Here is a 21,619-nt window from a genome sequence, read left to right on the forward strand (position 1 = left end):
TCAGCCTCTGCCCGCCGCCGCCCGACCGGCGGACCGGCCGGAAAAGATGCAGCCGCCGAGAAACGTGCCTTCCAGCGCGTTGTAGCCCTGATAGCCGCCGCCGCCGAAGCCGGCGGCTTCGCCTGCGGCATAAAGGCCGGGAACAGGCACACCAGCCGCATCCAGCACCTGTGACTTCAGATTGGTGTGCAGGCCGCCCAACGTCTTGCGGGTCAGGATATTGAGCCGCACGGCAATCAGCGGACCAGCCTTCGGATCGAGTATCCGGTGCGGCTTGGCGATGCGGGTCAGCCGGTCGCCGATATAGTTCTGCGCGCCGCGCATGGCGGTGACCTGCGCATCCTTGGAATATTTGTTGCCGATCTCGCGGTCGCGCGCCTCGATCTGGTATCGGAGATGGTCGTGGTCGATCAGATTGTCGCCGGTCAGCGCGTTCATGCCCTTGACCAGTTCCTGCAGGTTGTCGCGCACGACAAAGTCCTCACCGTGCTGCTTGAAAGCTTCTACGGGCGGCGGTGCGCCCTTGCCGAGGCGGTTCTTCAGGAGCAGCTTCCAGTCCTTGCCCGTCATGTCGGGGTTCTGTTCGGAACCGGACAGGGCAAATTCCTTCTCGATGATTTTTTGTGTCAGCACGAACCAGGAATAGTCGTATCCGGTCGACAGGATGTGCTTGAGCGTTCCCAGCGTATCGAAACCCGGAAAGTAAGGCGCCGGGAAGCGATTGCCCCTGGCGTCGAACCACAGCGACGAGGGGCCGGGCAGAATGCGGATGCCGTGGTTCGGCCAGATCGGGTTCCAGTTCCTGAGGCCCTCGGTGTAGTGCCACATGCGGTCCGCGTTGATGACGCTGCCGCCCGCCTTGACCGTGATGTCGATCATCCGGCCATCCACATGGTGCGGCACGCCGACAACCATATTTTCGGGCGGATTGCCAAGCCGGTCGCGCGGCCAGTTGCGCTTGACCAGCTCGGGATTGCCGCCGATGCCGCCCGACGTGACGATCACGGCCGGCGCCGACAGTTCAAAACTGCCTGCCACCTCACGCCCCGACTGCTGGCCGCGCTCTGCCGTCGACGGCTCCAGCACATCGCCGCTGACACCGGTCACGGCACCGTTGGTCGTCACCAGCGCATTGACGCGGTGGCGGCATTTGAGCGTGATCAGGCCCTTGGCAATGGCCTCGCGCAGCAGGCGTTCGAACGGCGCAACGACGCCGGGGCCCGTGCCCCAGGTCAGGTGAAAGCGCGGGACCGAATTGCCATGACCGTTCGCCAGCGCGCCGCCGCGCTCCGCCCAGCCGACAACCGGGAACCAGCGCATGCCGAGCGAATGCAGCCAGCTGCGCTTTTCGCCGGCGGCGAATTGCAGATAGGCATCGGCCCATTGTTTCGGCCAGTGATCCTCGGCACGGTCGAACTGTGCCGAACCCAGCCAGTCCTGCCGCGCGAGTTCGAAGGAATCGCGGATGCCGAGCCTGCGCTGTTCCGGGCTGTCGATGAAGAACAGGCCGCCAAGCGACCAGAAGGCCTGCCCGCCGACGGAGTTCTCGCCTTCCTGCTCGAGGAGGATGACTTTCTTGCCCGCCTGTGCCAACTCGTTTGCGGCGACGAGCCCCGACAATCCGGCCCCAACGATGATCGCATCGGCATCCATTGCCATTCGCCCCTCCCAGTGGTCCGATTCTGACATTTGCAATCCTTTGATACAGCCATTCAGGCAAATGTCAGAATCAAAGGACCACTGATAAATATGAGATTCTAGTGGAACTTTGAATTTGACATTCGCATGTTGCGCGTGATGTCAAATGGGAGGCGAATGTCAAATTCGTTCCACTAGTGCTTTGCTCGTTGCATGATTGCGCGGCTCAGGTTGGCGCGCAAGGGTGGAAAGCGGGATACCAGTGAGTGAAAAGGGGACAGGGATGATTGCGAACATTCTCATCGGGCTGGTTGCCCTGCTGCACGTCTATTTCATGTATCTGGAAATGGTGGTGTGGGATAAGCCGCTGGGGCTGAAAACCTTCCGGCTGACGCCGGAATTCGCCGCCGCATCCAGGGCGCTGGCGCTCAATCAGGGCCTCTACAACGGGTTTCTCGTTGCCGGACTGATCTGGGGGATGTGGCTGGGCCAGGCGGGCTTTGCCATCAAGGTCTTCTTCTTTGGTTGCGTCATTGTCGCCGGGATCGTCGGTGCGCTCACCGTCAACCGCCGCATCTTCTTCGTGCAGGGCGTGCCGGCGATTGTCGCGCTGGCAGCCTTGCTCCTGCTCTAGCGCTCCGTCAGCTTGAGCTCGATACGGCGGTTGCGCGAACGCACTTCCGGCGTATCGCCCGGCTCCAGCGGCTGGAACTCGCCGAAGCCCGCCGCCACAAGGCGATTGGCGGAAACGCCGTTGGCGATGAGGAACTTCACCACGGAAATGGCGCGCGCGGCGGAAAGATCCCAATTGTCCTTGAACTGGCCGGTGCCCGAGAGCGCCACATTGTCCGTATGGCCGTCGACGCGCAGAACCCAGTTGATGTCATCGGGGATTTCCTTCTGCAGGTCGATCAAGGCCAATGCCAGCTTCTTCATTTCCTCGCTGCCTGCCTCGTTCAGCACTGCCTGACCCGATGGGAACAGCACTTCGGACTGGAAGACAAAGCGGTCGCCGACGATGCGGATATTCTCGCGGTCGGAGAGGATTTCACGCAGGCGGCCGAAGAAATCGGAGCGGTAGCGGTTGAGTTCCTGCACGCGCTGGGCGAGCGCGACGTTCAGCCGTTTGCCGAGATCGGCAATCTTGGCATTGGATTCCTTGTCGCGGGATTCCGAGGCGTTGAGGGCTTCCTCCAGCGCGCCGATCTGCTTGCGCAGTGCCAGTATCTGCTGGTTGAGAATTTCCACCTGCGACAGGGCACGCGCGCTCAGCTGCTTTTCGTTTTCGAGGCCTGCGGTGAGGTCGCTGATCTTGCCTTCCGCAGCCGCACCGGCGCCTGCACCCTGCGAGAGCATCGACTGCAGCCGCGACTGCTCGCTCTGCGCCTTGGTCAGCGATGCCTGCAGGTTGGCGATGGTGTCTTCCAGATCCTGCTTGTTGCCCTGTTCGAGCGACAGCATCTGGGTCAATTCATTGATCTGCGAATTCAGGCGGTTGAGCACGGCATCCTTGCCGGTGATTTCCTGGCTGAGCAGGAACTGCGCCAGCACGAAGACCGACAGCAGAAACATGATCGCCAGCAGCAATGTCGACAGGGCATCGACGAAGCCGGGCCAATAATCCACATGACGGATAGCGCGGCGGGTGCGACCGAGCGCCATTCTCAGTTGTCCCTGCGGCGGGCGACGGAGTCGCTGAGCTTGGCGAGGGTTTCGCGCATGGATTTCTGTTCTTCAGCCTGTTTTTCCACCCAGTCGCGCATCATCTGTTGTTCGGAGCGCATGTTCTTGACCAGGCCCTGGATGCCTTCGGCGAGGCTGGCCAGCGCGGCGGTCGTGCGCTGGCTGGAGCCGCCGGTCTCCTGGATGTTCTGCAGGCGCTCGGAGAGTGAGCGCAGTTCGTCCGACGTGCCGCTGTTGACGCCATCGAGCGCATGCAGGTCCGATCCGAGGTCGGTGACGCTGGACAGCCAGTTTTCCAGTTCGGTGTAGAAGCGGTTCTGGGCGCGGCCCGCCTGCAGGTCGAGAAAGCCGAGGACAAGCGAGCCGGAAAGGCCGAACAGCGAGGACGAGAACGCGGTGCCCATGCCCTTGAGCGGCGATTGCAGGCCGGCCTTGAGCGCATCGAGGACGCCGTTCGCATCGCCGGCGCGCGGATCGAGCGACTGGATGGTCTGGCCGATGGAGCCGATGGTTTCCAGAAGGCCCCAGAACGTGCCGAGCAGACCGAGAAACACCAGAAGGCCAATGAGGTAACGCGAGACATCGCGCGTTTCATCGAGGCGGGTGGCGATGGAATCGAGCATGGAGCGCATGGCATTGGTCGACAGCGCCATGGACTGGCGCCGTCCGATCAGGGCGCGCATGGGAGCCAGCATCACCGGCTTGGAATTGGGATCCGAATTGCCCTGCCGGAAGGAATTGACCCAGCGCACCTCCGGAAACAGCCGGATCACCTGACCGAATCCCAAGAGAATACCGACGATCAGCACGCCGATGATCAGGCCGTTGAGGCCGGGGTTGGTGGTGAAGAACACGGAAATCTGGCGAAAGAGAATGGCGGCGAGAAAGGCGACAATGGCCAGGAAGATCGCCATCGACAGAAGCACAAGCCGCGGGCTGGACAGCCGGTACGGGTCATAATCGTCACCGTCCATGACCCGGCGGGTTGAACTGAAATCAGCCATTGCATCGTCTCCGCATTCGCCACGCACCAAGCAACCTCGTTCGCGTCACTGGACGAACGGAAATCGCACAAACCCAAATCGGTTTGTGCGACCCTAACCGAAATCAAGGTAAAAATGGAAGGTGCAATGCGGCCGGCGCGCCGGATATTGTTCAGATCGGCTTCTTGAGTGTCTTCAGCAGCGCCCGCTGAATGGCTTCATTGCCGGCGACGATCGATTTGCTTTCGACCACATCCTGGCTGCCGTCGAAATCGGTGACAAAGCCGCCAGCCTCGCGCACCATGATGATGCCTGCGCCCGTATCCCAGGGGGAGAGGCCGTCTTCCCAGAAACCGTCGAAGCGGCCTGCCGCGACGGCGGCCAGATCGAGCGCTGCCGCGCCCATGCGGCGGATGCCGGAAACCTCGCCCATGACATTGCGCAACTGCACGAGATAATCGCCGTGATGACCGCGGCCGAGATGCGGCACGCCCGTGCCGATGACGGAATCGACCAGCTTGATGCGGCCGGAGACGCGCAGGCGGCGATCATTGAGGAAGGCGCCGCCGCCGCGCTCGGCGGTGTAAAGCTCATCCATGGCAGGGTTGAAGATCACGCCGGCGACGATCTGGCCCTGACGTTCCAGGGCGATGGAAACCGCGAACAGCGGAATGCCGTGCAGGAAGTTGGTGGTGCCGTCGAGCGGATCGACCAGCCAGCGATGCTGGCTGTCGGTGCCTTCGACCGTACCGGTTTCTTCCATCAGGAAACTGTAGTCGGGACGGGCCCGGCGCAGTTCGGCATAGATGATTTCTTCGGCCTTGCGGTCGGCCTGGCTGACATAATCGCCGGGACCTTTCAGCGAAACCTGCAGATTCTGCACTTCGCCGAAATCGCGCGCCAGGGAGCGGCCAGCCTTCATAGCTGCCTGCACCATTACATTGAGGATCGCTGAACGCGCCATTTCAGGTCATTCTCCGTCTGAATTCGTTGATGCGGGCGCCATTCTTAAGCGGCGCCCGATAATGCCTGCTTAGTCAGCGCGGCGGACGTAGGTCAGTTCGTTGGTGTCAACGATGATGCGCTCGCCCGACGAAATGAATGGCGGAACCAGAACGCGAATGCCGTTTTCGAGCACGGCAGGCTTGTAGGATGAAGCCGCCGTCTGGCCCTTGACGACCGGGTCTGCCTCGGTGATGGCAAGCGTGACATAATCCGGCAGCGAAATGCCGATCGGACGTTCGTCGTAAAGTTCGACAGTGACCATCATGCCGTCCTGCAGGAACGCCGCGCGGTCGCCGACAAAATCCTTCTGCAGCTCGAGCTGCTCGTAGCTGGCGGTGTCCATGAATATAAGCGCGTCGCCCTGCTCGTAGAGGAAGGAGAAATCCTTCTGTTCGAGGCGGACCTTTTCGACGGTTTCAGCGGCGCGGAAGCGCTCGTTGAGCTTGGTGCCGTTGAGGAGGTTCTTCAGTTCGACCTGGTTGTAGGCGCCGCCCTTGCCGGGCTTGACTGCGTTCGTCCTGACGGCGACCCAGAGGCTGCCATCATGCTCGATCACATTGCCAGGACGGATTTCATTGCCGTTGATTTTCATTTGTTTATCCGGATTGGTGTTGGAAACCGGGCGCCGACGTCTCGGCGGCAGCCGATATTGGCGCCTCCAAGACCACAAAATCGCGCGATAGGCAAGAGAAAGCGCAAAAAGAGCCGGGTATGGCCCTTTTCGCAGCTAAGCCTCCGGAACTAGGCGGCGAGCGCCGTTTCCGCCACGGAAACCCAATAGCTGATGCCGTAAGGAATGGCATCGTCGTTGAAATCATAGGCTGAATTGTGCAGGGCCGCCGTGTCGCCATTGCCAAGGAAAATGAAGGCGCCGGGCCGCTTTTCCAGCATGTAGGAAAAATCTTCGGCACCCATGACCGGCGGCATGTTGGTATTCACCGCGCTGTCGCCGGCAATCAGCTGCGCGACACCCGTGGCAAAATCCGTCTCGCGGTCATGGTTGAACGTGACCGGATAGCCCTGATCATACTTGACTTCCGCCCGTGCACCGAAAATGGCAGCCGTGGCTTCGGCCACTTCGGTCACGCGCTTGCGGGCGAAGTCGCGCACATCTGGCATCAGCGTGCGCACCGTACCCGAAAGGGTCACGGCGTTCGGAATGACATTGGTCGCATCGCCGCCGTGAATCATCGCCACCGAGATGACCAGCGACTTGAGCGGGTCGGTTTCACGCGACACCAGTGACTGCAGGGCGAGAACCGTATGGGCGGAGACGACCACGGGATCGACTGTCGTATGCGGCTTGGCGGCATGGCCGCCGCGGCCGATGACCTTGATCTCGAATTCGTCGGTGGCCGCCATGATGGAGCCCTTGCGCAGGGCGAACTGGCCGACGGGCAGACCTGGCGCATTGTGCATGCCATAGACTTCCTTGATCGAGAACCGGTCCATCAGGCCGTCATTGATCATGGCCAGCGCGCCCGCGCCGCCTTCTTCGGCGGGCTGGAAGATGACCGCGACCGAGCCCTTGAAGTTGCGGGTTTCGGTAAGATACTGCGCCGCGCCGAGCAGCATGGCGGTGTGGCCGTCATGGCCGCAGGCGTGCATCTTGCCCTTGGTCTTCGAGGCCCACGGCTTGCCGCTGGCTTCAAGAATCGGCAGGGCATCCATATCGGCGCGCAGGCCGATCACCGGTCCATCGCCATGGCGGCCGCGGATGATCCCGACCACGCCGGTCTGGCCGATGCCGGTATCGACACTGTCGCAGCCGAAGGAGCGCAGCTTGTCCGCGACAAAACGGGAGGTTTCATGCACGTCGTAAAGGATTTCCGGATTCTCATGCAGATGCCGGCGCCATTCGGCGACATTCGGTTGCATTTCATGAACTCGGTTGATCAACGGCATGGTGAAGTTCCCTTTCTGATCGTGTCGCGCACTGCAAGTCCGGCTGCCGGTCAGCGCATCCTGTTGGCTTCCGTCAGGGCGGCCTTTATCTGGTCGTCGTCGAGGCCGTCCATGAAAGAGTCAAGTTCGGGGTCGGTCAATCCGGCCCGTCTGGCGACCATGTACCAGGCGGCTGCCTTGACCGAGTCACCTTCCACGCCAAGGCCCTGATAGTAAAGCTTTGCCAGCTGTGCCTGTGCTGCGACATTACCGCCTACGGCGGCGCGCAGGGTCCAGCCGAAACCCGACACATAATCGCGCGGCCCGCCGCGCCCCTCGACCAGCCAGCGGCCAAGATCGAGCTGCGCCGTGTCGTAGCCGCGATTTGCCGCCTTGGCGAGATATTCCCGGGCCTTGGCGTCGTCGCGCGGAACGGCGAGCGTGCCGTTGGAAAGGATCTGGCTGACCGCATAGCTGCCATCGGGCAGGCCCTGTGCCGCTGCCTTAAGGAACCAGGGATAGGCATTGTCGATGCCGATGTCGCCGGGGTGCTCCTGCAGCAGGATCTGGCCGTAATTGAACTGGGCCATGGCGTTGCCGCCGTCGGCGGCAGCCTTCATCAGCGTTTTGGCCTTGGCCGGATCCTTGGGGGCATATTTGCCCTGGAGCAGGATCGCGCCATAGCGGAACTGGGCTTCGGGAACACCCTGGTCGGCGGCCTTGCCGTACCATTTGGCCGATTCGGGCAGGTTGACCGGTATGCCGAGGCCGCGGGCAAGCATGTCGGCCACCAGCACCTGGGCGGCGCCATCGCCATTTTCCGCGCGCGGCAGGGCGAGATTGTAGGCCGTCTTGTACAGGCCGCGCTGGTAGGCGCCGAATGCCTCGTCCACTGCTCCCTTGCCGAAGCGCGTCGGGTTGACGATGTCGACCGCCGGATCGCTGGCGAGTTTCGGCCTGTCATGCTTGGGGGTTGTCTGCGGCGTTTCCAGGTGCTGGGGCGCGTCGGTCGGCGCGGATGTCACCGAAGGCGCCTGGCTTGTTGCGGGTGCCGGAGCCGTCTGGGCCGTGGCGCCATGCGTCAGGGCCGGGAAGGCTGCAAGCACGGCCGCGACGGCGCAAACGAGGTTTGCGGATTTTGCTCCCATGGGCCTATTCCTCAAATCGCGGCGCGTGCTCGTCGAGCAGCCGGTTCGCTTCCTTGATGGCGTCCGCCGGTTTGTCGCTGCCGAAAACCGCCGCACCAAGGGCAATGAACTCCGCCCCGGTTGCGGCCGCGTCGGTGATGCTTTCCAGCGTGTTGCCCGCCTGGACGATGCAGGGGATCTCGATCATCGATGCCCACCAGTCCGCCAGTTCGACATTGCGCGGATGGGCTTCGGGTGTCGTATCCGCGCCAATCTTGCCGAACAGGACATAATCCGGCTGGGCTTCGCCGATTTCCAGCGCCGTGTGCCGGTTCTTGATATTGCCGGTCCCGACGATCAGTTTGGGGGAAAAGCGCTCGACATTGGCAGCAAGATCGCTGGCCGGGCCTTCGAGATGCAGTCCGTCGGCCTTGACCCGTCCGGCAACCTGCGTGTTGCCGACGATGATGGCGGCAGCGCCCGCATTCTGAATGATCGGAACGGCGGCTTCGGCCATGGTCTGGAACAGGGTTTCGTCCGTCTCGTAGGCGGGCAAAAGCACGGAGGCGACATCGCCGCCGGACAAGGCTTCGCTGAGTTTCCTGGCCAGTTCGTCGGCAGTCGCGGCCGGAGGCGCGATCAGAACGATACGGCAGCGTTGGGGTGTTTGTTCGTTGTTCATGGGCTGCAACCTTACAATCGTTCTCTATAGAATGGGCAATCGTGATGGAATTCGGGCATAGAGGATGGCCGTTCATTTGAACAGCCTTTTCGATGATCCAAGCCATCACACCCTGTTGCATATTAGTCTTACGACGTAATTACTTAGTAGCAAACAGGCACATGTTGCCAAAAAGCATTTTTCAAATGCCGCGGTGATCGGCTAGAGATGGAAGGCCCTCCTTGTGGATTTCCATCATGCACGATCTCCTGTTGAACCCATGGTTCTATGCTGCCGCCGTTCCGGCCACGATCCTGATCGGGCTGTCGAAGGGCGGCCTTGGCGGGGCCATGGGGCAGGTGGGCGTGCCGTTGATGGCGCTGGTGATGCCCCCGGTACAGGCGGCTGCGATCATGCTGCCGATCCTCATCATCATGGATGTCGCCAGCCTGTGGAGCTGGCGCGGTTACCGCGATGCGAAAACCCTCAAGCTGATGCTGCCGGGTGCCTTCCTCGGCATTGGCATAGGCTGGCTGACCGCATCCGTGGTGACCGATGACATGGTCAAGCTCATTGTCGGTGCTGTCGCGATCATCTTTTTTGCCCGTTATGTCTTTGCCAGTGCCGCCAAACGCGCCACCGCACAACCGCACAATGCCGGCGCTGCAACCTTCTGGTCGACCATCGCCGGGTTCACAAGTTTCGTGGCCCATGCGGGCGGCCCGCCCTATCAGGTCTACGCCCTGCCGCTGCGCCAGGATCCGAAGGTTTACAATGGCACGAGCGTGATTTTCTTCGCGATCGTCAATGCCGTGAAGGTCATCCCGTATTTTGCCCTGGGGCAGTTCGATGCCGAGAACCTCAAGGCGGCGGCGGTTCTGGTGCCCATCGCGCCGCTGGCGACCTTTGCCGGCGCGTGGATCGTCAAACGCATGCGGCCGGAGGTGTTCTATCCCTTCATGTACGTCATGATCCTATTGATGGGATTGAAGCTTTCCTACGATGGATTAGCCGCCTTGTTATAATGATGAACGAAAGTTGATCAGCCGAATCGCAACTTTCCCACTATGTAAACATTATCAACTGCAACCGTCGGACTAACGCTCCCTCACGAGGCCGGGAGTGCTGTGATTGAATATTGCATGACAGGAATTGGTGAACGCTATGACACAGACGCAGCTCAAACAGCGGGATACCCGCATTGATGTCTTCCGGGCTTTGGCACTGCTGACCATCTTCATCAATCACGTGCCGGGAACCGTTTTCGAACATCTCACCCACAGGAATTTCGGATTTTCCGATTCGGCCGAGGCCTTTGTGCTGATCTCCGGCATTTCCGTTGGTCTTGCCTATGGGGCCAAATTTGAACCGGGCAGCCGCTTCCTGATCACGCTGAAGGCATGGCGCCGGGCGGCGACGCTGTACAGCGCCCATATCCTGACGACGGTCGCTACGCTTGCGATCTTCTGCGCCGCCGGGCTTTATCTCAACCGCCCGGAATTCATGTCCTTCATCAATATCGGGCCGTTGATGGACAGCCCGGCCGAGGCGCTCATCGGCCTTGCGACGATGGGGCATCAGCTTGGCTACAACAATATCCTGTCGATGTACGGCGTGCTGCTGCTCATGCTGCCGCTGTTCCTGTTCCTCGCCAATATCAACCTGTCGCTGATGGTCGGGGCGTCCGGGCTCCTATGGCTGGTGTCGGGTGTCTATCGGATTGCACCGCCGAATTACCCGACCGAAGGCGTCTGGTTCCTCAACCCGTTGTCATGGCAGTTCCTGTTCGTCATCGGCATCGCCGGTGTGATGCATGTGCGCCGGGGCGGGCGAATCCCCTTCAACAAATACCTGTTCGGTGTCGCGGTCGGCTATATCCTGCTGGCGTTGATCTGGGTGCGGGTACCGCTGTGGGGTGTCAATACATCGATGGGATTGCCCATGGTGATCACCGGTTTCGACAAGACGTTCCTGTCGCTGACCCGCCTGGCGCATATCCTGGCGATCGCCTATGTCATCGTCTCGGTACCGGCCATTTCCAACCTGGCGCGGACGCCGGAAGATCACCCGCTCGCCATCCTCGGCAAGCATTCGCTGCCGGTGTTTGTTGCCGGAACGATCCTTGCCATGGTCGCGCAGATCGTCAAGGTGATGAACCCCGGCGACGAGCTGGATGACACGCTGCTGATCGCCAGCGGAATCATGGCGCAGTTTGCCCTGGCGCATTACCTGGAATGGCTGCCGAGCATCGGATGGGGCAACGCGCGTCCTGCCCTGCAGCAGGCGCAGCCGGCGAAATCGAAGCTGGTGATTGCCGGCCGGCCGGTCAATGCCGCCGCGATGAGTTCAGGCATGAAATCCGGAACCGCCAAGTCCGCGGTCTCCTGACCGCCCGCACCGGCTTTTGCCGGGTGGCCCGGAAAAACCGATAGCCATCTTTTGCTGGCTTGGTCTAAGCTTTGCCCATGGAAGCGTTGGGAGGCGTGCATGGGTGGAATCTTTGATCGTGATCTTGAGCGCAATGCGGCCAATTACCAGCCGCTGACGCCGCTGACCTATCTGGAACGGGCAGCGCGGGTCTATCCGTCGAGAACGGCGATCATCCACGGTGCGCAGCGCTTCGATTACGGCACGTTCTACCGCCGCACGCGGCAGCTGGCATCGGCACTGTCGCGCCGCGGCATCGGCAAGGGCGATACGGTCACAGTGATGCTGTCCAACACGCCGCCCATGCTGGAGGCGCATTTCGGCGTTCCGATGACGAAGGCCGTGCTGCATTCAATCAACACACGCCTCGACGCGGCGGTCATCGCGTTCCAGCTCGATCACGCGGAAACCAGGATCGCCATTGTCGATACGGAATTTTCCGGCGTTTTCCGCGAGGCGCTGGCACTCGCCAGGGTCAAGCCGCTGGTCATTGACTTCGTCGATACGCAGTATCCCGCCGACGCACCCTATCCGCAGGGTGAGCCGTTCGGCGCGGTGGACTATGAGGCCTTCGTTGCAGGCGGGGACCCGGATTACGCCTGGGCGATGCCCGATGACGAATGGGATTCGATCACCCTCAACTATACATCCGGCACGACAGGCGATCCGAAGGGTGTTGTCTATCACCATCGCGGCGCGGCGCTGATGGGCTATGGCAATGTGGTGGCCTCCGGCATGGGGCGCTATCCCGTCTATCTGTGGACCCTGCCGATGTTCCACTGCAATGGCTGGTGTTTTCCATGGACGCTGGCCCTGCAGTTCGGCACCCATGTCTGCCTGCGCTGGGTGCGGGCAAAGCAGATCTACGACGCCATTGCCGATCTGGGTGTTACGCATCTGTGTGGGGCGCCGATTGTCATGTCGGTGCTGATCAATGCGGCTGACAAGGACAAGCGCGATTTCCCGCAAACGGTGACGTTCAACACGGCTGCCGCACCGCCGCCGGAATCCATTCTGGCCGGCATGGCCGAGGCGGGATTTGCGGTCACGCATCTCTATGGCCTGACAGAGACCTACGGCCCTGCCGTCGTCAATGAATGGCAGGATGAATGGGATGCGCTGGAGGCGTCCTCGCGCACCGCCAAGAAGGCACGGCAGGGCGTGCGCTATACGGCGCTCGAAGATCTGACGGTGCTCGACCCTGAAACCATGCAGCCCGTGCCGGCCGATGGCGAGACCATCGGCGAGGTGATGTTCCGCGGCAATATCGTCATGAAGGGGTACCTGAAAAACCGGACGGCCAGCGATGCGGCCTTTTCAGGCGGCTGGTTCCACTCCGGCGATCTCGGCGTGATGTATCCGGACGGCTATATCCAGCTGAAGGACCGGTCGAAGGACATCATCATTTCCGGCGGCGAGAACATTTCATCCATCGAGGTGGAGGACGCGCTCTACAGGTTCCCGGCCGTGGCCGCCTGTGCTGTTGTGGCGCGGCCGGATGACAAGTGGGGCGAGACGCCGCTTGCCTTCGTCGAGCTGAAGCCGGGCCAGACGGCAACGGAAGAGGAGCTGATCGCCCATTGCCGCACCCTGCTGGCGCGCTTCAAGGTGCCGCGGCACGTGCTGTTCGAAGACATACCGAAGACATCGACCGGGAAAATCCAGAAGTTCGAGCTGCGCAAACGGGCCAGGCTGATGCTGGATTGAGGCGTTGCGGGGGCGGACTGATTGCAACTGCGCTGTCGGCATTAACCACTTGTTAAGCATTACAAGCTATAAATTGATCATCCAGTTTTCTGGATTCTTACCAAGTGGTTTGGCCACTTTGTTTGACGCCTCCCTGTTAGACTCCTGAGAGCCGCCTCGTTTTGCGGCTCTTTTTTTGTGTTCATATCTCTGCTGCGGCCCTGACGTTAACCCTTTATTAAGGATAAACTTGCGCTCATGTGTGCATACGGGCAGGTTGATGGGGAATACTACCCGTTGGCCGTTGTGGTGATCCGCTTGCTGTCCCAGTAAGAGAGCGCTGCTTTGAGAATCAGCGGATTTTTAATGACAGGGCATGACATGGTTGAACAGGAATACCAGGCTGACAATACAATCCGGCTGGCTGACCGCATGGTCCGCTCGGAAACGTTCAATCATATCTACGACGAAGGCATGGGTCTGGTCGAGGAGGCGGCTGCCTATCTCGACGGCGAAGGCCGGGCGGAAGCCAAGCGGCTGAGCCGCGTTGCCGCCACGCTCTATGCGGCCGAATCCATGCGGCTGACGACGCGTCTCATGCAGGTTGCCTCGTGGCTGCTGTTGCAGCGCGCATCGCGCAGCGGAGAAATGACCCAGGAACAGGTGCTGTCCGAAAAGGCGAAAGTGCGGCTCGATACGGATTCCGCCCCGGAAACCGTCGAAGGCTGGGACGAGATTCCCTTCGATTACTGCGATCTCGTGCACCGTTCGCTGCGCCTGCAGGCCCGCGTCCGCCAGATGGATGACGAGATCTATAATGAAGGCGCCAGCACGGCCCACAGGCGGATGCTGACGACCAACCCGGTCTCGGATCAGATCAGCCTGCTGGCCACCGCCTTCGCCCATCGCTGATGACAGCACGATAATCGTGCATAACAGGGCGGTTTGTTTCTCTTTTGTTCACCTTTCTGCTGTCAAGTTCCCTGACAGCTCGATAAGGTCCCGACATGAAAGAAGCGATTCGCATCATTGGCATTGATCCCGGCCTGCGCCGCACCGGCTGGGGCATCATCGAGACGCTCGGCAATTCGCTGCGCTTTGTCGCCTCGGGTACGATCCTTTCCGACGCCAAGCTTGATCTCGCCTCGCGCCTTTGCCAGCTGCATGACGGCCTTGCTGGAATCATCCACGGCCAGATGCCGCACGAGGCGGCGGTCGAACACACCTTCGTCAACAAGGATGCCACGGCGACGCTGAAACTCGGCCAGGCGCGCGGTATCGCCCTGCTTGTTCCCGCGCTGGCGGGACTGCCCGTTGCCGAATATGCGCCCAATGCGGTCAAGAAAGCGGTGATCGGCGTCGGGCATGGGGAAAAGAAACAGATTCACATGATGGTCAAGGTGCTGATGCCCAAGGCAACATTCGATACGGACGATGCCGCGGATGCATTGGCGGTTGCCATCTGTCACGCGCATCACCGGCAAAGCGCCATCGGCCGCATTGCCATCGAACGCAAACTGGCGGCACAGCTATGATCGGAAAACTCAAGGGTACTGTCGATGAAATCGCCGAGGATCACGTGATTCTCGATGTGCACGGTGTCGGCTACGTCGCCTATTGCTCGGCGCGGACGCTGTCGAACATGCCGGGGCCGGGTGAAGCGGCGGTGCTGCTCATCGAAACCTATGTGCGGGAAGACCTGATCCGCCTGTTCGGCTTCGGCACAGCGCTGGAACGCGAATGGTTCCGCCTGCTGCAGAGCGTACAGGGCATCGGTGCCAAGGTTGCGCTGAGCGTTCTTGGCACCTTGACGCCGTCCGATCTCGCCAATGCCATTGCCCTGCGCGATATCGCCATGGTCAGCCGGGCGCCGGGTGTCGGCAAGAAGGTGGCGGAGCGCATCGTCATCGAACTGAAGAACAAGGCGCCTGCCTTTGCGGGCGAGGCCATGGGCACGATCGGGCTCAAGCAGGAACTGGGCGAGGGCGTTGCCCCGGCGCCGGTTGCCGATGCCGTGTCGGCCCTGACCAATCTCGGCTATTCGCGCGATCAGGCCGCCAATGCCATCAGCGCCGCCCTGCGCGATGCGGGCGAGGAGGCCGATTCCGCCAAGCTGATCCGGCTTGGCCTGAAGGAACTTTCCCGGTGACATGGTTGCCTGATACAGCACACTGTGCGAGGACATCCGCATGAGTGATGTCAGCCGATTGATAACCCCCGACAAGCGCGGCGAAGATGCCGACACGTCACTGCGCCCGCAGACGCTGAACGATTTTGTCGGGCAGGCAGCGGCGCGCGCCAATCTGAAGGTCTTCATCGAAGCGGCCAAATCACGCGGCGAGGCGCTGGATCATGTGCTCTTCGTCGGGCCGCCCGGCCTCGGCAAGACGACGCTGGCGCAGATCATGGCCAAGGAACTCGGCGTCAATTTCCGCTCCACCTCAGGGCCTGTCATCGCCAAGGCGGGCGATCTTGCCGCGCTGTTGACCAATCTGGAAGAAAACGACGTTCTCTTCATCGATGAAATCCATCGTCTCAATCCGGCGGTGGAGGAAATCCTCTATCCGGCCATGGAAGATTATCAGCTTGACCTGATCATCGGCGAGGGGCCGGCGGCACGTTCGGTCAAGATCGATCTGGCCAAGTTCACGCTCGTGGCGGCGACGACGCGCCTCGGGCTTCTGACGACGCCGCTGCGGGATCGTTTCGGCATTCCGGTCCGGCTGAATTTCTATACGGTCGAGGAGCTTGAGCATATCGTCCGGCGCGGCGCGCGCATCATGGGCATCGGCATGACCGATGACGGGGCGCTTGAGGTGGCGCGGCGCGCCCGCGGCACACCGCGCATTGCCGGGCGGCTTCTGCGCCGGGTGCGCGACTTTGCCATTGTCGACGGCAAGGATTCCATTGACCGCCAGACGGCCGATTCCGCGCTCCTGCGTCTCGAGGTGGATGCGCTGGGGCTCGATCAGCTCGACCGGCGCTACCTCTCGATGATTGCGCACAATTTCGGCGGCGGACCCGTCGGCATCGAAACCATCGCCGCGGGGCTTTCCGAACCGCGCGATGCGATCGAGGACATTATCGAACCCTACCTGATCCAGCAGGGCTTCATCCAGCGCACGCCGCGCGGACGCATGCTGACCGCCAATGCCTGGAAACATCTGGGCCTGAACGCACCGTCCGACACCGTCCAGCAGATCAGCCTGTTTCAGGAAGACGAGGATTAGTACTCGCGTGTCGCACCAAGCATAATGGCACTGGACAAACCACTGGCTGTACCGACAAAAGGAGGGATCATGAGCGAAAACAATCCTTCCCTGCCGCCCCTCGGCGGCCTTGCCGGTGAACTCACTTCCTTCGGCCACCGTCTCCTGGCGCGGGTTTATTATGCCGACACGGATTTCTCCGGCATTGTCTATCACGGACGCTATCTGGAATTTCTCGAGCGCGGCCGTACCGATTATCTGCGCCTGCTTGGCGTTCACCACTCGGAACTCGCTGACGGCAAGCATGGCGAAAGCATTGTCTGGGTGGTGCGGCGCATGGAAATCGACTTCCGGGGCGCCGCCCGCATCGATGACGTGCTGACGATCGAAACGCGCACGGCGGAAATCTCCGGCGCGCGGGTCAAAATGGCCCAGACCATCAAACGGGGCGATGATCTGCTGATTTCAGCGGCTGTCGAAGCGGCACTGATCAACAATGCCGGACGGCCGCGCCGGTTTCCCGCGGAATGGATCAAACTTTTTCAGCCGGAATCCTGATGTCATGGCGTTTAAATGACGCACAGGCGCTGAATCATAACTGATCCTTAACCATAACAAACCATGAATAAGGCCATGAAACGGGGCGTTTTGCGTTAACGCCTTCGTTTTACCAAAATTAACCGTGAGAAGCCGCGGTATGAATACTGGAAAAAGTCCGGTCTCAGAACGTGGCTTTCGAAATTTAGTGAGCGACGATGGACGCCGGTCGGGCGTTCGGCCGGGTTCCAAAGAAATAAAGTGGCGCGTGGTCGTATTGCCGGACCATTTATACTTCGGTGGACCAAGCACGGGTATGAGAGACGATTGCAGCCCGGTTGAAATACCGGGTTTTCGGATTCGAGGGTAGTGGATATGGAAAATTTAGCGGTTGCTGTTCAGACATCGGACGTCTCCCTCTGGGGATTGTTCTGGCAGGCCGGATTCATCGTCAAGCTGGTCATGATTGGCCTTCTGGGTGCTTCCATCTGGACCTGGGCGATCATCATCGACAAGGTACTCGGCTATGGTCGCGCCAAGCGCGCCTTTGACCGTTTCGAGCAGGTTTTCTGGTCCGGCCAGTCGCTTGAAGAGCTTTACCGCAACCTGGGCGAAAAGCGCACGACCGGCATGGGCTCCATTTTCATCGCCGCGATGCGCGAGTGGAAAAAGTCCTTCGAAAAGGGCGCCCGTTCCCCCATTGCCCTGCAGATGCGTATCGACAAGGCGATGGATGTCGCCCTTTCACGCGAAAGTGATATTCTCGCCGCCCGCCTCGGCTTTCTGGCGACCATCGGTTCCGCCGGCCCCTTCATCGGCCTGTTCGGCACGGTCATCGGTATCATGACATCGTTCATGGGCATTGCCGGTTCGAAGTCCACCAGCCTCGCGGTCGTCGCGCCCGGTATCGCCGAAGCGCTGCTGGCGACGGCCATTGGCCTCGTTGCCGCCATCCCGGCGGTTATCGCCTACAACAAACTGTCAAGCGATGCGGGCAAACTGACCGCACGCATGGAAGGCTTTGCGGACGAGTTCTCCGCCATACTCTCGCGGCAAATCGATGAGAAGCTGGCGCCGCGTTCTTAAGCAACTGATTTTACAAGTGCGGGATTGAATGCCATGGGCATGTCTGTTGGTAACAAGGGTTCAGGGGGACGCGGCCGTCGCGGCCGTGCCAGCAAGGCGTTGATGAGTGAAATCAACGTGACGCCGCTGGTCGACGTCATGCTCGTGCTCCTGATCATTTTCATGGTGACGGCACCGATGATGACGGTGGGCGTGCCCATCGACATGCCGGAGACCCAGGCCAAGGCGCTGAACAGCGAAACCAACCCGATCTATGTGACGATCAACCAGAAGGGCCAGGTCTTCCTGCAGGAAACCGAAATCCCGATCGAGGAAATCGTCCCGAAACTCCAGGCGATTGCCAAGACCGGCTATGAAGAGCGCATCTTTGTCAAAGGTGACAAGGCTGCCGACTATGGCACGATCATGAAGGTCATGGCGCGCATTTCCGGTTCCGGATTCAAGAATATCGGTCTCGTCAGCCTTCCGGAAGGCAGCTGATAAGTCATGAAGACGAGTGTTGCATCCTCCGCCATTATCCACGCCGTTATCCTCGGCTGGGGGCTGTTGACCTTTTCTGCGCCAAAACCGATGGATTTGGCCAATTCCGAATCGCTGCCGATCGAAATCATCTCCGATACAAGCCAGTTGCAGAAGGGTGACGTAAAGGCGCCGAAGGCCGAAAAGGCAACGCCGAAGCCGACGGAAAAGCCGCAGACCAAACCGGATGCGCAGATCATCGGCGACGCTGAAACAGATGTCGAGACCAAGCCGATCCCTTCGACCAAGCCAAAGGTCGTGGAGTCTGCCGAAGCCCCGAAGCAATCGGACGTGCCTGTTGCCAAGCCGGATCCGAAGCCTGAAGTGAAGCCGGAAACCAAACCGGTTCCGGTCCCGGCGACGGAAATAGCGCCGGAGGCAAAGCCGAAGCAGGACGTCACGCCGGACCCGATCACGGCGGCGATCAATGATTCCAAGCCGGCACCGACACCGGATGCGCCGAAGGTCGAGCCAACGCCGCAGGCGGAAAAGCCGGCCGAGGAAGCCTTCAAGCTGCCGCAGAATGTTGCGAAGCCTGAGGACAAGCCCAAGCCTGCCCAGGCGCAGACCGCAACGACGCCGGAGCGCAAGGAAACCAAGGAAACGCCGAAGCCCACCAAGACCGCGCCGACACCGTCCAAAGACAAGAGCGGGATTGCCGATCAGGTTGCCGAATTGCTCAATCACGAGAAGCCTTCCGGCGGCGGTGCCAAGCGTTCGACTGAGCAGGCATCGCTCGGCGCCACCAAATCGACAGGCGGCGCCAAGCTCAGCCAGAACGAGATGGACGCGCTGCGCGGACTTATCTCGAAGAACTGGATCAAGCCGGTCGGCGCGCCTGACTTCCCGGACATGGTCGTGGTGGTCAAGTTCCGCCTCACCAAGACCGGCGAAATTGACGGCACGCCGACCGTCACCGGCAGCGGCGGTGACGCTGCGGTGCTGAGTGCGGCAAAGAGCAGTGCGCTGCGGGCGGTGATGCGCACCGCTCCGTACAATCTGCCGCAGGACAAATATGCAGGTGGCTGGGACGTTGTCGAACTGACGTTCCATCCCGCTGTAGATGACTAATAGGCCAGCCAAAAGAGGGCCCTGAACTTATGCTGAAAATTACCCGGACTATTTTCCCAATCTTCGTGACGCTTGTTGCGACATTGGCAATCGCGATACTGCCAGCACGGGCTGAGCTCAAACTCGATATCACCAAGGGTGTTGTCGAGCCGATGCCCATCGCCATCACGGATTTCCTTTCCGGCGATCAGCTTGGTGCCAATATTACGGGCGTCATTGCAGCCGATCTGGAACGGTCCGGCCTTTTTGCCCCGATCGACAAGGGCGCGTTCATCGAGAAGATCTCCAATCCCGATGCCGCACCGCGTTTCGAGGACTGGAAAGTGATCAACGCGCAGGCGCTTGTCACCGGCCGCGTCACCAAGCAGCCGGATGGCAGGCTCAAGGCGGAGTTCCGCCTCTGGGATACCTTCGCCGGCCAGCAGCTTGACGGGCAGCAGTTCTTCACCTCGCCCGACAGCTGGCGCCGCGTCGCCCACATCATTGCCGATGCCATCTACCAGAAGCTGACGGGTGAAAAGGGCTACTTCGACACGCGCGTCGTGTTTGTCGATGAATCCGGCACCCGGGAAAAGCGCGTCAAGCGTCTGGCCATCATGGATCAGGACGGTGCCAATGTGCGCTATCTGACCAATGGCAAGGACCTGGTGCTGACACCGCGCTTTTCGCCGAGCCGCCAGGAAATCACCTATATGTCGTTCGAAGGCGCCAAGCCGCAGGTTTATCTCCTGCAGCTGGAAACCGGACAGCGTGAACTCGTCGGCAACTTCCCCGGCATGACGATTGCGCCGCGCTTCTCCTCCGACGGGCAGAAAGTGGCCATGAGCCTTCTGCAGGATGATGGCAGCGCCAATATCTATGCGATGGATGTGCGCAGCCGCACGACGACCCGCCTGACCAGCACGAGCGCCATCGATACCGGTGCATCCTATTCGCCCGATAGTTCGCAGGTTGTGTTCGGATCCGACCGTGGCGGCCGGCCACAAATCTACAAGATGGGCGCGGATGGTTCGAACCCGCAGCGCATCTCGTTCGGCGACGGTTCCTACTCCACGCCGGTCTGGTCGCCGCGCGGCGATCTGATCGCCTTCACCAAGCAGTCGGGCGGGCAGTTCTCCATCGGCGTGATGAAGACGGACGGCTCGGGGGAGCGCATCCTGACCAGCGGCTATCACGATGAAGGCCCGACCTGGGCTCCGAACGGCCGCGTCCTGATGTTCTACCGCTTCCCTCCCGGATCGAACAGCCCGCATCTGTTCACGATCGATCTCACGGGCCGCAACCTGCGCCAGATCCAGACACCGAATCTGGCATCCGATCCGGCATGGTCACCGCTTCTCGAGTGATCGCATCCTGATCCATCGATGATTTAAGACCATTCGCGGCGATGTTATCTCAACATTGCCGCGAATGTCGTTTTTCCGCCGCATTGTTTGCATTAAGGATGCAGGACATTCACTGATTTCGCTGTTAATCCTGGTGTTAAGAGTGGATTAACCCTGTTTCTTGAACTGGCCTTAACCTCGATATGGTTACTGCTTGTTCACCGAAACAATTCAATTCTTAAGGAGTCCAGGCTATGCGCCGCTTCGAAATGATCGCCCGCAGTCCAGTTGTCGTCGCCCTTTTCATGGCCCTCGCTATTGCGGGCTGTGCGAAGAAACCTATCAACAGCGCCGGTGATCTTGGCCTGAACGGTGCCGGTAGTGCCCGCCCGGGTTCGACCCAGGACTTCACGGTCAATGTTGGCGATCGCATTTTCTTTGATGTCGACTCCTCCGTCATCCGTGCGGATGCCCAACAGACCCTCTCCAAGCAGGCTCAGTGGCTGCAGCGCTACCCCAACTACACCATCACCGTTGAAGGTCATGCGGACGAACGCGGCACACGCGAATACAATCTGGCTCTCGGCCAGCGCCGTGCGGCTGCGGCCCGCAACTTCCTCGCGTCGCGCGGCCTGCCGGCTGCCCGCATCAAGACCATCTCCTATGGTAATGAACGTCCGGTTGCCGTGTGCGATGCCGACTCCTGCTGGTCGCAGAATCGCCGTGCCGTTACCGTTCTCGGCGGTGCTGGCAGCTAAGCCATACATCTCTGATGTAA

Annotated in this window: 22 protein-coding genes; 14 read left to right on the plus strand and 8 right to left on the minus strand. The window is 60.7% G+C overall.

Annotated elements, in window-relative coordinates:
- Positions 1-1,659, minus strand: a complete 1,659-nt coding sequence (locus ACIQWS_RS15005) for an FAD-binding dehydrogenase (protein WP_403180588.1) — start codon at positions 1,657-1,659, stop codon at positions 1-3.
- Between the two features lie 262 nt (positions 1,660-1,921).
- Here ACIQWS_RS15005 and ACIQWS_RS15010 point away from each other — a divergent pair, with 262 nt between their 5' ends.
- On the plus strand, positions 1,922-2,272 hold the full coding sequence (locus tag ACIQWS_RS15010; protein ID WP_403180591.1) for a DUF1304 domain-containing protein: 351 nt from the start codon (positions 1,922-1,924) through the stop codon (positions 2,270-2,272).
- Here ACIQWS_RS15010 and ACIQWS_RS15015 read toward each other — a convergent pair.
- The 7 genes from ACIQWS_RS15015 to ACIQWS_RS15045 form a co-directional block, all read right to left on the minus strand.
- Complete coding sequence (locus ACIQWS_RS15015; RefSeq protein WP_223613667.1) at positions 2,269-3,300, minus strand: peptidoglycan -binding protein; 1,032 nt, start codon at positions 3,298-3,300, stop codon at positions 2,269-2,271. The two genes, ACIQWS_RS15010 and ACIQWS_RS15015, sit on opposite strands and share 4 nt — an antisense overlap.
- Positions 3,301-3,302: 2 nt before the next feature.
- On the minus strand, positions 3,303-4,325 hold the full coding sequence (locus tag ACIQWS_RS15020; protein ID WP_346305051.1) for a MotA/TolQ/ExbB proton channel family protein: 1,023 nt from the start codon (positions 4,323-4,325) through the stop codon (positions 3,303-3,305).
- A gap of 151 nt (positions 4,326-4,476) precedes the next feature.
- Positions 4,477-5,268 carry an inositol monophosphatase family protein gene (locus tag ACIQWS_RS15025; protein ID WP_346305050.1) on the minus strand — a complete coding sequence of 264 codons (792 nt, stop codon included), beginning with the start codon at positions 5,266-5,268 and terminating at the stop codon, positions 4,477-4,479.
- 69 nt (positions 5,269-5,337) lie between these two features.
- Entirely contained in the window at positions 5,338-5,901 is a 564-nt protein-coding gene (gene efp, locus ACIQWS_RS15030; RefSeq protein ID WP_223613664.1) for an elongation factor P, read from the minus strand.
- Between the two features lie 149 nt (positions 5,902-6,050).
- Entirely contained in the window at positions 6,051-7,214 is a 1,164-nt protein-coding gene (locus ACIQWS_RS15035; RefSeq protein WP_403180599.1) for a M20 aminoacylase family protein, read from the minus strand.
- Positions 7,215-7,264: 50 nt separating this feature from the next.
- Positions 7,265-8,341: a tetratricopeptide repeat protein gene (locus ACIQWS_RS15040; RefSeq protein WP_346308311.1), complete on the minus strand. Its 1,077-nt coding sequence runs from the start codon at positions 8,339-8,341 to the stop codon at positions 7,265-7,267.
- A 4-nt stretch (positions 8,342-8,345) separates the two neighbouring features.
- Positions 8,346-9,002: a thiamine phosphate synthase gene (locus ACIQWS_RS15045; protein WP_346308310.1), complete on the minus strand. Its 657-nt coding sequence runs from the start codon at positions 9,000-9,002 to the stop codon at positions 8,346-8,348.
- A 236-nt stretch (positions 9,003-9,238) separates the two neighbouring features.
- Between ACIQWS_RS15045 and ACIQWS_RS15050 the strand changes: the two genes are divergently transcribed.
- The 13 genes from ACIQWS_RS15050 to pal all read left to right on the plus strand — a co-directional run bounded on the left by ACIQWS_RS15050 (position 9,239) and on the right by pal (position 21,599).
- Positions 9,239-10,006: a sulfite exporter TauE/SafE family protein gene (locus ACIQWS_RS15050; RefSeq protein WP_403180604.1), complete on the plus strand. Its 768-nt coding sequence runs from the start codon at positions 9,239-9,241 to the stop codon at positions 10,004-10,006.
- Positions 10,007-10,145: 139 nt separating this feature from the next.
- On the plus strand, positions 10,146-11,369 hold the full coding sequence (locus ACIQWS_RS15055; RefSeq protein ID WP_403180606.1) for an OpgC family protein: 1,224 nt from the start codon (positions 10,146-10,148) through the stop codon (positions 11,367-11,369).
- Positions 11,370-11,468: 99 nt separating this feature from the next.
- A complete protein-coding gene (locus ACIQWS_RS15060) occupies positions 11,469-13,115 on the plus strand; it encodes an acyl-CoA synthetase (RefSeq protein ID WP_403180609.1) in 1,647 nt (548 codons plus the stop codon).
- 360 nt (positions 13,116-13,475) lie between these two features.
- Entirely contained in the window at positions 13,476-14,006 is a 531-nt protein-coding gene (locus ACIQWS_RS15065; RefSeq protein WP_403181032.1) for a DUF1465 family protein, read from the plus strand.
- Between the two features lie 95 nt (positions 14,007-14,101).
- The gene (gene ruvC / locus ACIQWS_RS15070) at positions 14,102-14,629 is read left to right on the plus strand and encodes a crossover junction endodeoxyribonuclease RuvC (protein WP_105734445.1); all 528 of its coding nucleotides are present in this window, start codon (positions 14,102-14,104) and stop codon (positions 14,627-14,629) included.
- The gene (gene ruvA / locus ACIQWS_RS15075) at positions 14,626-15,243 is read left to right on the plus strand and encodes a Holliday junction branch migration protein RuvA (protein ID WP_346307152.1); all 618 of its coding nucleotides are present in this window, start codon (positions 14,626-14,628) and stop codon (positions 15,241-15,243) included. Before ruvC ends, ruvA begins: the two co-directional genes overlap by 4 nt.
- 40 nt (positions 15,244-15,283) lie before the next feature.
- On the plus strand, positions 15,284-16,324 hold the full coding sequence (ruvB, locus tag ACIQWS_RS15080; protein ID WP_403180615.1) for a Holliday junction branch migration DNA helicase RuvB: 1,041 nt from the start codon (positions 15,284-15,286) through the stop codon (positions 16,322-16,324).
- A gap of 69 nt (positions 16,325-16,393) precedes the next feature.
- A complete protein-coding gene (ybgC, locus tag ACIQWS_RS15085) occupies positions 16,394-16,861 on the plus strand; it encodes a tol-pal system-associated acyl-CoA thioesterase (protein ID WP_223613654.1) in 468 nt (155 codons plus the stop codon).
- A gap of 354 nt (positions 16,862-17,215) precedes the next feature.
- Positions 17,216-17,926 (plus strand): protein TolQ, encoded by a 711-nt coding sequence (gene tolQ / locus ACIQWS_RS15090; protein WP_105734448.1) that lies wholly within the window; start codon positions 17,216-17,218, stop codon positions 17,924-17,926.
- Between the two features lie 33 nt (positions 17,927-17,959).
- Positions 17,960-18,406 (plus strand): protein TolR, encoded by a 447-nt coding sequence (gene tolR / locus ACIQWS_RS15095; protein ID WP_105734449.1) that lies wholly within the window; start codon positions 17,960-17,962, stop codon positions 18,404-18,406.
- 6 nt (positions 18,407-18,412) lie between these two features.
- On the plus strand, positions 18,413-19,516 hold the full coding sequence (locus tag ACIQWS_RS15100; protein ID WP_223613653.1) for a cell envelope integrity protein TolA: 1,104 nt from the start codon (positions 18,413-18,415) through the stop codon (positions 19,514-19,516).
- A gap of 29 nt (positions 19,517-19,545) precedes the next feature.
- Positions 19,546-20,862 (plus strand): Tol-Pal system beta propeller repeat protein TolB, encoded by a 1,317-nt coding sequence (gene tolB, locus ACIQWS_RS15105; RefSeq protein ID WP_223613652.1) that lies wholly within the window; start codon positions 19,546-19,548, stop codon positions 20,860-20,862.
- Between the two features lie 233 nt (positions 20,863-21,095).
- Positions 21,096-21,599, plus strand: a complete 504-nt coding sequence (gene pal / locus ACIQWS_RS15110; protein ID WP_223613651.1) for a peptidoglycan-associated lipoprotein Pal — start codon at positions 21,096-21,098, stop codon at positions 21,597-21,599.
- Positions 21,600-21,619: the final 20 nt, after the last annotated feature.

Source organism: Phyllobacterium sp. NPDC097923 (genome assembly GCF_044760925.1).
Taxonomy (GTDB): domain Bacteria; phylum Pseudomonadota; class Alphaproteobacteria; order Rhizobiales; family Rhizobiaceae; genus Phyllobacterium; species Phyllobacterium calauticae.

What these genes read in the sequence shown, in the direction of transcription:
- ACIQWS_RS15045 (WP_346308310.1), bottom strand. Translation starts at nt 9,002, where the DNA reads ATGAACAACGAACAAACACCCCAACGCTGCCGTATCGTTCTGATCGCG.
- ACIQWS_RS15100 (WP_223613653.1), top strand. Translation starts at nt 18,413, where the DNA reads ATGAAGACGAGTGTTGCATCCTCCGCCATTATCCACGCCGTTATCCTC.
- tolQ (WP_105734448.1), top strand. Translation starts at nt 17,216, where the DNA reads ATGGAAAATTTAGCGGTTGCTGTTCAGACATCGGACGTCTCCCTCTGG.
- ACIQWS_RS15060 (WP_403180609.1), top strand. Translation starts at nt 11,469, where the DNA reads ATGGGTGGAATCTTTGATCGTGATCTTGAGCGCAATGCGGCCAATTAC.
- ACIQWS_RS15020 (WP_346305051.1), bottom strand. Translation starts at nt 4,325, where the DNA reads ATGGCTGATTTCAGTTCAACCCGCCGGGTCATGGACGGTGACGATTAT.
- ACIQWS_RS15055 (WP_403180606.1), top strand. Translation starts at nt 10,146, where the DNA reads ATGACACAGACGCAGCTCAAACAGCGGGATACCCGCATTGATGTCTTC.
- ACIQWS_RS15050 (WP_403180604.1), top strand. Translation starts at nt 9,239, where the DNA reads ATGCACGATCTCCTGTTGAACCCATGGTTCTATGCTGCCGCCGTTCCG.
- tolR (WP_105734449.1), top strand. Translation starts at nt 17,960, where the DNA reads ATGGGCATGTCTGTTGGTAACAAGGGTTCAGGGGGACGCGGCCGTCGC.
- pal (WP_223613651.1), top strand. Translation starts at nt 21,096, where the DNA reads ATGCGCCGCTTCGAAATGATCGCCCGCAGTCCAGTTGTCGTCGCCCTT.
- ybgC (WP_223613654.1), top strand. Translation starts at nt 16,394, where the DNA reads ATGAGCGAAAACAATCCTTCCCTGCCGCCCCTCGGCGGCCTTGCCGGT.
- ACIQWS_RS15035 (WP_403180599.1), bottom strand. Translation starts at nt 7,214, where the DNA reads ATGCCGTTGATCAACCGAGTTCATGAAATGCAACCGAATGTCGCCGAA.
- ruvA (WP_346307152.1), top strand. Translation starts at nt 14,626, where the DNA reads ATGATCGGAAAACTCAAGGGTACTGTCGATGAAATCGCCGAGGATCAC.
- ACIQWS_RS15010 (WP_403180591.1), top strand. Translation starts at nt 1,922, where the DNA reads ATGATTGCGAACATTCTCATCGGGCTGGTTGCCCTGCTGCACGTCTAT.
- ruvC (WP_105734445.1), top strand. Translation starts at nt 14,102, where the DNA reads ATGAAAGAAGCGATTCGCATCATTGGCATTGATCCCGGCCTGCGCCGC.
- ACIQWS_RS15015 (WP_223613667.1), bottom strand. Translation starts at nt 3,300, where the DNA reads ATGGCGCTCGGTCGCACCCGCCGCGCTATCCGTCATGTGGATTATTGG.
- tolB (WP_223613652.1), top strand. Translation starts at nt 19,546, where the DNA reads ATGCTGAAAATTACCCGGACTATTTTCCCAATCTTCGTGACGCTTGTT.
- ACIQWS_RS15065 (WP_403181032.1), top strand. Translation starts at nt 13,476, where the DNA reads ATGGTTGAACAGGAATACCAGGCTGACAATACAATCCGGCTGGCTGAC.
- ACIQWS_RS15025 (WP_346305050.1), bottom strand. Translation starts at nt 5,268, where the DNA reads ATGGCGCGTTCAGCGATCCTCAATGTAATGGTGCAGGCAGCTATGAAG.
- efp (WP_223613664.1), bottom strand. Translation starts at nt 5,901, where the DNA reads ATGAAAATCAACGGCAATGAAATCCGTCCTGGCAATGTGATCGAGCAT.
- ACIQWS_RS15005 (WP_403180588.1), bottom strand. Translation starts at nt 1,659, where the DNA reads ATGGCAATGGATGCCGATGCGATCATCGTTGGGGCCGGATTGTCGGGG.
- ruvB (WP_403180615.1), top strand. Translation starts at nt 15,284, where the DNA reads ATGAGTGATGTCAGCCGATTGATAACCCCCGACAAGCGCGGCGAAGAT.
- ACIQWS_RS15040 (WP_346308311.1), bottom strand. Translation starts at nt 8,341, where the DNA reads ATGGGAGCAAAATCCGCAAACCTCGTTTGCGCCGTCGCGGCCGTGCTT.